We start from the raw sequence: 12,088 nt of genomic DNA on the forward strand, positions 1-12,088 counted from the left end.
AAGATCCTCGGTCTCCCAAGCATTAGTTATCCCGATCCTCTCCCGTCTTGGCATAGTTATTGTCGTGTTGATAGTCAGCTGTTGCCATTGAAGACTGGATCGAATCCACAGCGGCGTAGTAGTCCCCCGTTTCGGTGCCTAGCCACCGGAAATAGGCTCTAAACGCCTCCCTTTGTTCAGGCTCCATCTCGTCGAACGACAGGATTGACCCGTCCTCGAGGTTAAAGAAAATCTCTTCCTCCTCTAACGGATTGTCGGTGTGGTACTCCGCAGGAGTCTTCGCCACATCGTCAAACGACCCGTGCGCGATCATCGACCGATACAGCCTCTCACGCATGAATCCCTGTGCGCCGCTAACCGCCTCCGCCTTTTCACCGTCCTCTCCTTTATCATCGGACAAGAATGAGTCCAGAACGGGTGCCACACCATTCGCCTTACCCTGGTCAATGAAGTACTCCACCCACTCACTCTTGATGAGCGGGCCGAACGGGATAGCACCCAACCCTTTCTCGAGAAGTCCGTTCCATCGGGCGTTGAGTTCTTTGTAGACCGCCTCCTGCTGGTCATTGGCATCTTCCGGCGCCGTAAACAAGGTCTCGAACATGGGAGTCCACCGATCAACAACGGCTGACGGCAAGTTATTACCTTCTCCAGAGAAGGCCGCGTCCAACTGTTCGTCGTAGCACATGCCGGAAGCAACGATTAGATTGTCAATTGCTGGTGCCCTGCCACCTTCCCAATAATCGTCCGTAAGATCATTGGGCGTCCCGTTATCGTTACGCACCGGAGTATCAAAACCCAGATCACGCAGCATTCCATTTGCACCGTGCAGCTTAGTGAGTGTTTTCTCATCGAAAGCTACAACAAAATCGTCACCAAAAACCTGAGCCCCATTGAGTTCTCCCCCAGGGAACTTAAGCGCCAAGGCAATACCCTGAACGTGTGGCGCTAGAATCACCCCTGACCAAGAGCGCAATGCCGAGTTGTTGTGGCCAAACTCATTCTGCCCATCAACATAGTCACCCGCATGAGCATCCATTCCATCCTGATAGCCGCACATGAACTGCGTCGCGATCTCTGTCGCATCCCGATTAAGCTGACGGCGCGCTTCCCAGGCTTCGTCGCCAACTACATCCCGATCCAGACCCGGCTCCTTAAAGGTCGCCTGCTGAATGACCTGGCCAAACTGTTCGCCTTCGTCTTGGAAACCGCAATATTCGCCACTCACTCGTCCGCCAGTGAGATACCGAGTCATATTCTTCGGCTCGTCCTTGGCATCCACTACTCCGTCATGGTTGACATCCATACCCTCAGGGGTGTCTGAGACAAGGAAACTCTGCACCACGCGTAACCGGCCCTCCTCCAAGTCCGCTAGTACAGGAGTCGCACTATCGGCATCGAAAGCCTCCGGGCGGTCCATCAACGTATACAAGGCATGCAACGGGTCACACATAGACTTGTCCAGGCCGAACAAGGACACCGTATCGCTGTAGCCACTGTGCGTCGCCCACGTCAACGTCTGTGAGTCCCAGAGAACTATATCCTCAGCAACAGACAGGCCCTCACCAGAAGTCGCCTCGAAGAAGGCCGGACCCAACGCCAAATTCGGATTATCGCGCCCTGCCTCTCCCATCAACTGTGACATGACGGTGTACCCATCTACCGGCTTGGTGAACAGACTCCGACTGCTAATATCCTGCGTGTTAAACGCCGTCCGCCCCGTTTTCTCCATTGCCTGAAGGAAAGCATCGGTCTGTTCGTCCAGCGTTTGGCCGGAATAGTTCTTCAGCCCGGGCCGCACGATCTCCAATAACGCCTGCCGCTCAGCATTGCCACCTTCCAGGTTCATCCCACCACTACCCAACACCACCGCGGCACCGGTCCCCCGCAACACATCGTCGAGGACCTCATCATCAACATCGCGCACGACACCCGCACGCACCGAGAACTTCACTAGGTCCTCCGGGGTGACGTACTGCATCAACGCGTTGGCGACGAAGGGATCGGAGAGCTTATCGCCATACTTCTCGTTGAACTCGGCAACCTCCTCCGCCGTCACCTTCTCATCCAAGATGTACTTCGACATCCTATGCGCATCGGTTTGCGCAAGGTCCCAGGCCGCCTCACCCGAGACATAGGGCAGATCACCGAACACATTCAACGCCACCTCATCACGCGAACCGGACGGCATTTTCGGATCCACAATCTTGTCCTGCGCCGCCGCCAACGCCGTCATCGCCGTAGACGCCGCCTCATCCAAAACCTCCAACACACCCCGATACCTATCCTGCAACCTCGACTGTTCCGCCTCCCACTCCGACTCACACCGCTCACGACGCGTATCCACATACGACTGGGTGTAACCCACATGCGGATTCGCAGCCAGATCGGCTTCTAACCCATCGACCACGTCCAACCCACGCTCATACGTCTCCTTTGCCGCGTCATAGTCACTCTGCACCCGGCCAACATCCGCAATCGCCTCCAACACCGCATCCCCATACGACCGCAACGCCGTCGCCGCATCAAGCAACACGTCATACAAGGCCATCGTCTTAGAATGCAATCCCTCAATCTGATCCATATACGCATCGGCAGCCTCACCGGCCCAGCCCGCAACACCAGACGACGACGCTGCTCCGACCTGCGTCGCATTAACCTCGTTACCAGCCCGCCCAAACCGATTCGCCGCAAGATAGCACGCCCCTGACGTATCCTGCGGCACTTCAAAGGTAAACCCGGCCATCACTCGTTCTCCTCGCCACTCATACGCGCTTCAAGATCCAAATACGACTGCGACTCCGTAGACTCCGTCTCATCAAAATTCGCTACCGCACCATCCGTGCCCGACCCCAAAATCGCACACGCATCAGAAAACTCAGCCACCACATCACGCATCATCCGCTTAAACGCCACAACCCTGCCAGGCATCTGTTTCGTCTTCGGACCCACACCAGAAGGCGTGTCAGACACGCACTCATCAACATCCGTGGCCTCAATCAACGCAGAAATCGCACCAAACGTATCCGCATCATGCCAGTTCTCGTTCGCGGCAACCCCCACCGCTTCACGATCAAACTCGATACTCATCGCTATGTCTCCCTCGCCACAGCTTTCTAGAGTATTCCACAACTATATAGAGACCGAACCAACCCGCTCAGCGGTCCTTCGTCCCACGTTCCAACCAACCCGCTCACCCCGACGGTCCACACGCCCACACCAAGGAACGCGAGGCACACCCCAGGGACAATTCCCGCACGCACCCCGACTGGCACCTGTTTCCACGCCCCGGCCAGCACGCCACAGGCCACAGACCCACATACTCATGGCACCCGCCCCCGCACCACCGGATCAACCAACCGCCTAACCGGGCCGACGGGCACACATGCCCGCGGGCACCGGGAGCCGTGACTGCTACATGCCGGTGTCATTGTTGTTGTCCGTTTTCGCGGGGCGGCCGCCAGTACAGGAGGGGGCGGGAGAACATTTCACGACGGGTAGCCTCCTCAGCCTCACGCCGCTCACGCTCGCGCACACTCTCCGCACCATGCCGGCTCAACCACACCGCATCCAACCGCTTGAGCGCTTCCTCCTTGCGACGTTCCTCTTCCTGCGGATCCGGAACCTCCCGACCACGCAAAGCACACCACACCTCCGGACTCCACTTCCGCTCCCGCTCATCCTTCTTACGACCAGCACCACGCATGCCCCCGACACCACGCACACCAGACTGCTGTCCTTGCGCTCCACGAACACCGCCCGTGCCGCGGGCACCAGCCTGCTGGGCCTGGCCGCCACGCACACCTGTCCCGCGAACACCTGAGCCACGGGCTCCAGTCTGCTGGGCCTGCCCACCACGAACACCCGTCCCACGGCCACCAGCGGCCTGTCCGCCCCTTACGCCGGTTCCACGACCGGACTGCTGTGTCTGGCCACCCCGGACGCCCGTCCCGCGGACGCCGGTGCTGCGGGCGCCAGTCTGCTGGGCCTGACCACCACGCACACCCGTGCCTCGTGTCCCGGTCCCGGTTCCCCGGGTCCCGGTGCCTTGTTGGGGTTGGCCTGATAAGGGGATACGGGTGGGGCGCATGCCCATCTGCTGCGCATTACTCCACCGCATGCCAGATGCCGCTCCACGGGCCAACCCGGCCACACCAGCAGCACCCGCGGCGGCCCCGGCCGCACCAGCAGCACTGCCTGTGGGGTTGTTGTTGTCCTGGAACGAGAGGCGTCCGGCTTCCCGGACCCGGTCCATCAGATTACCTTCACCCGGACCATACAGGTAGCGTGCTTCTGCGGAATCTGCTCGGATCATCCGCCCTTGTGGAGTGCCCACCATGCCTTCCACACGCTCACCCGCATACCAGGAAAACATCCACGCCGCACTCCCAGGAACACCCACACCAGCAGCAATCGCACCCACCGACGGAACAACAGACCCACCACCATCCGACACATCCACATCCATGTCCGTGTCGGCCGGGCGGCCCTCCGCCAACGCCGCAGCATACGACGCGCCACCATCGGACGGCAGGCCCGTCACCGACGAATCCACACCAGACGACGACGGCGGCATGTAGGTCACATACGAACGCGGGGCTGACTTCTCCGACCGGGGCAGCATACGGATCGCACGGTCCACTTCCTCACTCACATAATCCACCATCCGCGCAGCTTTCTCCTCATACCCCGCGTCCCGGGCCTCATACGCCTGGTGAGCATGCTCCAACTGCCCCGTCACATCCACATCCGGATTCACCGTCGCAACACCATTAAGCATCCCCGACTGCGCCGCATACGTCGCATCAGAGGACGTCGTATCCGCACTAATCTCCTCATGCGCCTCACGGGCCTCCACGACGGCGTCACCAACAACTTTGCACGAGTCACTCATCGCCTGCGTATCATCCGCGTGTCGTGCCATTCTTTGCCGGATACCGTCCATTGAGCTCAGAAACGCTTCACCCGCCGCGCCACGAATCCCTAAATCATCCGGATTCATCCGCTGAGCAATCGTGCCCCGCAACTGCTCAAAACCCTCACTGATGTCGCCAAGCTTTCGCGACAATTCATACGCTTGGTCCGGGTCGAAAGCAGCAATATCCTCCAGACGCCTGCGCTGTTCCCTGCTCGCCATAATCGTCTCCAATCTCCTCGCCGACGATGCTTGGTTCATTTGGCTTGGCCGCCACCGATGACCGCAGCCGGTGACAACTTCTATTCGCGACCCTACAGCCCATTCCTACCCGTCCGCTATGGGTATCAATACCCACACGATAAACTTGACAAACCCACCCTCCCCTGATCTCAACGACAACCGGTAGAGTAGAAACGTCCCTGGCCTGCTCACGCTCGAGACCTGCACGATGCGGACAAACCTGCAACAATCAATACCACGACCAGCAGATCAGACAGGAGAGCCCCCATGACCACACCACCGCACACGAACACACCGGATCCCACCACTCCGGGTCGCCAGTCGTACGATACGCGAACACCAGCCACAACCAGCCACACCCCCGCCCCAACTCGAGGCGCTGTCACTGCGTCGGCTGCTCGGCAGGGTCTGCCTGGCTGGGCGTGGGCACTCGTCGGCGCCCTGATCGTCATAGCCGTCGTCATCGCCGGCGTCATGATCACCGGCAGACAGCACTCCGCGCCCACACCACCAGCCACCAGTAACAGTTCAACCGGCCCCGCTCCCACGCCGACCACCCCGGAACCCACCACGGTCTCGCCCACCTCCGGGGCTACGCAGATCGGGGACTGGAGCGTGGAAGTTGTAGAGTACAAGCCAGATGTCACCGAGTATTTGACCACTTACGACCCACCCGTAAAGATCACGATCGAGGGCCACCGGTTCCTGGGCATCAAACTCCGCGTCACCAACACCGGAGACAGGGCCAACGCCTTCACTGAGCTCGGAGAACGCCTCGACGGATACACCAACGGACATAAACTATACGAACCGTACTATCTTGATGTTGGAGTCAGTTACCGCGGAGACGACTACCTTTCAGATGTCCGCTACCTGGAACCTGGTGAGTCTGGGGAAGGCTGGCTGTTCTACGAAGTTCGCGGCGACTTCGAACTGACCGACATCGAAATGCAAGACCGCCGCGACCCGAACAACAAGACACCATGGACCAGTGTCCCCTTCCCCGCACCAACAGAGACGACATCAACACCAACCACCACCCCATAACCCCAACCCGACCCACCATGACCTCACTGCCACACCACGACCTGGCCTCACGGCGGCACCACGATCAGAAGTGCCCGCTACTAGTGAAGAGGAACGATAGCCTCCCGCACCCTGCAGGACCCAACCAGCCAGCCACAAACGAAGAACGATAACGACCGACAACACGGAGCAGAGCGGAGACCCCATGCCCACACCACCAGCCCTACACAGTAACGCGCCCGACCCCACCGGGGGCGCTACCGCTGCGACAACCACTCGGCGGGGTCTGGCAGGTTGGGCCTGGGCGCTCATTGGTGGCCTGATCGTCATCGCCGTCGTCATCGCCGGGATCATGATCGCCGACAGGGACCACGCCGCACCCACACCGGCGATCAGTGACCACACGACAAGCCCAGTACCTACGCCAAGCACGGCCACGCCGGAACCGACGCCCTCGCCGACGTCTGGGGTGACCCAGATCGGGGACTGGAGCGTTGAAGTCCTCGAATACAAACCCGATGTCACCGAGTATTTGACCACCTACGACCCATCCGTAAAGATCACGATCGAGGGCCACCGGTTCCTGGGCATCAAACTCCGCGTCACCAACACCGGCAACGAACGAGCCCACGCCTACGGAGATCTCGGAGAACGCCTCGACGGCATCGAGAGCGGGAGACCAGCCTTCGAACCGTACTACTTCGATGTTGGTACTCGCTACGAAGGCGACGACTACCTTTCAGATGTCCGCTACCTAGAACCAGGCGAGTCCGGGGAAGGCTGGCTGTTCTACCAAGTCCGTGGCGACTTCGACCTGACCACCATCGAAATGCAAGACATGCGCGACCCGAACAACGAGACACCCTGGACCAGTGTCCCCTTCCCCGCCCCAACAGAGACGACGTCAACACCGACCACCACCCCATAACCCCAGCTCGACCTCCCGTGACCCCGCAGCCACACCACGATCAGACGTGCACGCTACTACTGAAAAGGGACGCTAGCTTCTCACACCCTGCAGCACCCAACCAGTCACAACCGAAGAACGATAACGACCGACAACACCGATCAGAGCGGAGACCCCATGACCACACCACCAGCGGCCGGACCACAACCCAACGGTACGGACCACCAGTTGCACACAACCGTCACGCCGGGTACGAACGGCCTACCGAACACAGCGACTTCACATGCCGCCAGGCGGAGTCTGCCTGGATGGGCGTGGGCACTCGTCGGCGCCCTCATCGTGATCGCGGTGGTGGTCACCGGGATCACGATCGCTGGACGCAGCCACACTGCGCCGACACCACCAGCCACTAGCAGTACAACCGGCCCCGCTCCCACGCCGACCACCCCGGAGCCCCACCACGGTCTCGCCCACCTCCGGGGCGACGCAAATCGGGGAGTGGAGCGTGGAAGTCTTAGAGTACAAGCCTGATGTCACCGAGTATTTGACCACCTACGACCCGCCCGTCGACATCGTCATCGAGGGTCACCGGTTCCTGGGCGTCAAACTCCGCGTCACCAACACCGGCAACAAACGGGCCGACGCCTACGGAGATCTTGGAGAACGCCTCGACGGCTACACCAACGGACACAAACTACACGAACCGTACTACTTCGATGTCAGTACTCGCTACAGAGGCGACGATTACCTTCTCAATCTTCCACTGTTGGAGCCCGGCGAGTCTGGGGAAGGCTGGCTGTTCTACCAAGTCCGCGGCGACTTCGAACTGACCACCATCGAAATGCAAGACATGCGCGACCCGAACAACAAGACACCCTGGACCAGCGTTCCCTACCCCGCACCAACAGAGACGACCTCAACACCAACCACCACCCCATAACCCCAACCAGCCACGAGCATCCCCACCTGCCACAACCACAAACACACAACAACCCACGACTACGGCACTCGAGTAGAGCGGAAACCCCGTAACCACACCGACCCCGTGACCACCATGCCGTTCGTTGGTGTTGGTGGTTGAGGGGTTGGCGTGTTGTGGGTGGTGTCTGTTTCGATGCGTTGGCGAGCGAGTACAGGCAGGAGGCGGGCCGTTGCACCGCAGCGGTGTTTGTTTCGGTGGGTGGGTGGGCCGGTGGGTCACTGGTGGTGGTAGGCGAGCCGTTGGTCTGTCTGCATGCGCGAGTGGGGTGATGCGCTCTGGTCTGCCCTAGACAGGTCGGTTGCGGGTGGGCGGGGATGAGACGGGTACGGTCATGATCGTTCATCGCGTGACTCGCCGGGTTGGGTGTCTCGCGGTGTTGTCTGGGTGGTTGTCTTGTGTGGTGGTTGACATGCCGCCTCATAGATCGTCTCATATTGTGGAAGGTTTGGGTGTGGTGTGGGTAACTCGTCGGCTGTCATGCCGGTCGGCTGGGCGTGGCATGTACGCGATGATGCTCCGCGTCCAGGAACGGGACGGGCGTGTCGGGTTTTTGGCGTGTTCACAACGATTCAGGGCGTGGTGCTAGTAGCCCGATGGTATCCTGCCCACCACCCCACACGTCGTGTTGTGTGGGGTGGCTAGCATGGGGTGGTGTGTGTTGTCAATGGGTATTGATACCCATTGGGTTGGCTAGCGGGCCGGGCGGGGGCTGGTTAGGGTGAGGAGCACGTGACACCATTGCGCTCGCCTCACTTAGTGTGAGCACACCGGTGGTCACACTACACAAAAGAACAAACACGAATGCGACAACTATGTGAAGGAGTGTGTGGCCGTTGTCTATCAACACTAACCAGCTACGCGATGATGGTGCGATCCGGGAAGGCGCCCAACTCGTGGCCTCAGCTAAAGAAGAACTCACCGGTGAAATCTCCCGCCTAGAAAACGAAATCGCTGGCTGGGCCAGCGCCTGGAAAGGCTCGGGTGCTGCCGCGTTCATGAACTTCCAACAAAACTGGAACACGCGAGTGAGCAAACTCTACGCCGTGCTCGACGAGTTCTCCGCCAACCTGACCGGCACCGCCGCCCAAGTTGAAGACACCGAAGCCGACGTGTCCTCCTCCTGGGGAGAAATGCAAGGCCTCCTGGGCGGCTAACCCCGCAGTGGCCCGGTCGGTGTCTTCGCACAGGTAGCCTGCACATCACACACAGCTCACCTGCACCAGGACAGCCGGACAGGCAAACACACACCAATATGACAGATACTCACTCGTAACCCATACCGTCCGCTTAGCCTCGCGGCATGCCGGGCATGGACTATCACTTGTATAGTCCAGCACCCTGGACGACGGAAGTGGTCGTGGTTGGCAGGCCGATCAAGTCAGACCATCGGGTCTTGGGCCCGTGGCAGATGACAGCGAACTGATCAGGGTTACCAGTGGGCCCACCACTACCGGTGGTGGGAGAGTAAGGAAAGAACAACGAACCCATGATTCAAGTCAATTTTGAGGGACTACAGTCCGGCTCTTCGGGCATGTCCAGCTCGTACTCGCGTATCGATGATATCTTGAACAACCTCGAGTCCAAACTCAACGGTATCCGGGAACGCTGGGACGGCCATGCCCAAGCCGCCTACTCCGAAGCCCAAGCCCAATGGGACAAACTCGCCCAAGAACTCAACGAACTCCTCCGCGCCGCCTCACAACGCGTGGCCACATCCGGCCAAAACTACCTCCAAACCGACCAAAGCGCAGCCAACCGCTTCCGCTAAACACCCCGTGTGGCCCCACCCCCGGGGCCACACACCACCCCACAACCACACAAGACCACGTCCGCTTGCGGTCGTGGTGCGAGTTCACGCATTGGCACCAGTCAGTGACGCGCATAGACGCCTACCAGTGGCATAGGCACATACCGGTGGCCTGCGTTAGCGCTTATCGGCGGGTTGAGAGGTATCCCGTAGTCCACGTTCCTTCCGCGGGACCACTGCTCAGCCGTACGCTCGGCACCACCGCTGGGCACTCCCCCGAGGCCCGGCACTCCAGAGACTACCGGCCACCGACTTGCCCACATATCCAGACATCGCGAATCACCACAACCAGCAAGAAACGAGACCAGTAATGGCAGACCTCGAACTCGACCCCGAAAAACTCACCGACACCATGGACTGGCTCGACGGTGTCGTCCACGAATTCAACGACCTACGCGCATCTTACGAGAAATCACAAGCTGAGGATTGGACCGAGAACGAGGTCATCGCCTTCTACCCGCCAAATTACGGCGAGACTAACGGCGAGACCGCCACGGCCATCCGCGACACCGAACGTGACCTGACCAACGCACTCGACGCTCTCCACATCGCCGTCAACGCACTCAACGCCATCGACGAGGACACCGCCACCACCCTCAACCTCACCCCCGAAGCACTCCAAGCCTACCTCGACGAATGCCTCACCCGAATGGAACAAGGCGTCCGAGCAGGCGGAACCTACACCCCCATCCCAGACATCACCAACTACACCGACGACTAAACAACCACACAAGGCCGAAAACAACTCACCCAAAACCAAAACCAGGGCCACTATCCTGGGGCCATGGCAAAGAAACGTCGTGGATCGCAAAACGGGAGCATGGCAACAGGAACCGCAGCGCTGGAACTGCTCAGGGTCACCGGCACTCCGCATGAGACGATCACTGTCCAGCATTCCCTGCACCAGAAAGCAGGCTATGCCTTGGACACCGCTCAAGTCCTCGGTGAAGACCCGGCGTGCATCTTCAAAACTCTCATGGCACAGGTCGATGGCAATCCGGTTTGCGCCGTCGTCCCCGCAAATGCAACCCTCAACCTCAAGTCACTTGCCAAGGCAGCCTCCGGAAAGCACGCGGCCATGCTGGAATCAGCAAAGGCTGAACGTCTCACCGGATACGTCACCGGTGGCATCTCGCCTCTTGGTCAAAAGACCTCATCGCCGGTATACATTGACGTTTCTGCACGGGAGCTCCCCCACATGTATGTCTCCGGCGGGAAACGCTCCCTCTCAGTGCGCCTTGCGCCCACCGATTTGGCGACACTCACTCACGCGACGTTCGCCGAGATTGCCGATCAATCACGCCATTTCTAGCAGCGTTTGCCCTTCTGCCGACTTGCTTTACCGACGAGCGCCGAATGCTGGCCTGTTCTGCTGCCTGCCTTGCTTTGTTCTCCTGCCTACATGGAGACCTCCACCCCCAAAGATACAGCGTTTGCTCTTCTTTCGGCGCCGCTTCGAGTCCCCTCCCACTCCTCTCATCTTCCACTCCTCTCCTCGTGCAGCACAGCCCACACGACGGACCAGCGGCCGTACACACGCCGCCCAACACTCACAGCCGCGACGATCTCAATACCTCCGCCGACACCCACCGCCCCACGTTCCCATTACCGCCGAATTCGGCTATCTTTAATGTCAAGCTAGTCAACCGACTGGCGGTAGGCCGAGAGAAGGAGGTCGTTTATGGACATATTAGACAAGGCCAAGGGTGTTCTGAAGAGCGAGCAGGTGGAGGAAAAGAGCGACCAAATTCTTGATAAGGCCGAAGCCCTTGCTTCGAGCAAGCTCGGTAAGGATAAAGCTGACACCGTCAAGAAGGTTCGCAACGCCATCGACGAAAAGATTGGCAACGAGGGCAACTAGCCCCGCCTGCCTGTATCGCCAAGGTCATCCCTTGGCCGGAGGGTGCCGATTGGAGACAGTCGGCACCCTCTCTCGTCGCAGCGCAGCGGTCGCGTTCGCTGCGCTAGAGTGGTCGCGTTCATCGCACCGCAATAATCACGGCAACCACAACCGCGACCAGCACAATACCAGCGAGGACCGGCATGATTCGCCGCTTGCGTGGCGGGAAATAGTCCGCCCCGGGCACATATCCACCGAAGTCATAGCCGCCCGAATGCTGACGTGCGGAAGTCTCACCAGTGGTCTCGTCGTCGTGCTGCCCTGTTCCCGGTTCTGCTCTCACTGGTTACACTCCCTTCACTGAACGG

At 59.8% G+C, this 12,088-nt stretch carries 12 protein-coding genes; 8 read left to right on the forward strand and 4 right to left on the reverse strand.

Annotation, left to right across the window (positions count from 1 at the left end):
- Positions 1–22 precede the first annotated feature (22 nt).
- The 3 genes from DDD63_RS10650 to DDD63_RS10660 form a co-directional block, all read right to left on the reverse strand.
- A complete protein-coding gene (locus tag DDD63_RS10650) occupies positions 23–2,746 on the reverse strand; it encodes a hypothetical protein (RefSeq protein ID WP_108716353.1) in 2,724 nt (907 codons plus the stop codon).
- Positions 2,746–3,090 (reverse strand): hypothetical protein, encoded by a 345-nt coding sequence (locus DDD63_RS10655; protein ID WP_108716354.1) that lies wholly within the window; start codon positions 3,088–3,090, stop codon positions 2,746–2,748. Before DDD63_RS10655 ends, DDD63_RS10650 begins: the two co-directional genes overlap by 1 nt.
- A gap of 337 nt (positions 3,091–3,427) precedes the next feature.
- Positions 3,428–5,137 (reverse strand): hypothetical protein, encoded by a 1,710-nt coding sequence (locus DDD63_RS10660; RefSeq protein WP_108716355.1) that lies wholly within the window; start codon positions 5,135–5,137, stop codon positions 3,428–3,430.
- Between the two features lie 288 nt (positions 5,138–5,425).
- On the opposite strand from DDD63_RS10660, the gene DDD63_RS10665 reads away from it, so the two are divergent.
- The 8 genes from DDD63_RS10665 (at position 5,426) to DDD63_RS10700 (ending at position 11,741) form a co-directional block, all read left to right on the forward strand.
- A complete protein-coding gene (locus DDD63_RS10665; RefSeq protein ID WP_108716356.1) occupies positions 5,426–6,205 on the forward strand; it encodes a hypothetical protein in 780 nt (259 codons plus the stop codon).
- 184 nt (positions 6,206–6,389) lie between these two features.
- Positions 6,390–7,112 (forward strand): hypothetical protein, encoded by a 723-nt coding sequence (locus tag DDD63_RS10670; protein WP_108716357.1) that lies wholly within the window; start codon positions 6,390–6,392, stop codon positions 7,110–7,112.
- Positions 7,113–7,596: 484 nt separating this feature from the next.
- Entirely contained in the window at positions 7,597–8,031 is a 435-nt protein-coding gene (locus tag DDD63_RS10675; RefSeq protein ID WP_108716358.1) for a hypothetical protein, read from the forward strand.
- Positions 8,032–8,906: 875 nt separating this feature from the next.
- A complete protein-coding gene (locus tag DDD63_RS10680; protein WP_164505388.1) occupies positions 8,907–9,227 on the forward strand; it encodes a WXG100 family type VII secretion target in 321 nt (106 codons plus the stop codon).
- A 332-nt stretch (positions 9,228–9,559) separates the two neighbouring features.
- Positions 9,560–9,841: a WXG100 family type VII secretion target gene (locus tag DDD63_RS10685; RefSeq protein WP_108715876.1), complete on the forward strand. Its 282-nt coding sequence runs from the start codon at positions 9,560–9,562 to the stop codon at positions 9,839–9,841.
- Positions 9,842–10,190: 349 nt separating this feature from the next.
- Positions 10,191–10,601: a hypothetical protein gene (locus tag DDD63_RS10690; protein WP_108716359.1), complete on the forward strand. Its 411-nt coding sequence runs from the start codon at positions 10,191–10,193 to the stop codon at positions 10,599–10,601.
- 63 nt (positions 10,602–10,664) lie between these two features.
- A complete protein-coding gene (gene ybaK, locus DDD63_RS10695; RefSeq protein ID WP_108716360.1) occupies positions 10,665–11,192 on the forward strand; it encodes a Cys-tRNA(Pro) deacylase in 528 nt (175 codons plus the stop codon).
- A gap of 369 nt (positions 11,193–11,561) precedes the next feature.
- The gene (locus DDD63_RS10700; RefSeq protein WP_108716361.1) at positions 11,562–11,741 is read left to right on the forward strand and encodes an Rv0909 family putative TA system antitoxin; all 180 of its coding nucleotides are present in this window, start codon (positions 11,562–11,564) and stop codon (positions 11,739–11,741) included.
- 118 nt (positions 11,742–11,859) lie between these two features.
- On the opposite strand, the gene DDD63_RS10705 is transcribed toward DDD63_RS10700, so the two are convergent.
- Positions 11,860–12,063, reverse strand: coding sequence for a hypothetical protein (locus DDD63_RS10705; protein WP_108716362.1), 204 nt, complete (start codon positions 12,061–12,063; stop codon positions 11,860–11,862).
- Positions 12,064–12,088 lie beyond the last annotated feature (25 nt).

The organism is Actinobaculum sp. 313, from assembly GCF_003073475.1.
Taxonomy (GTDB): Bacteria; Actinomycetota; Actinomycetes; order Actinomycetales; family Actinomycetaceae; genus Asp313.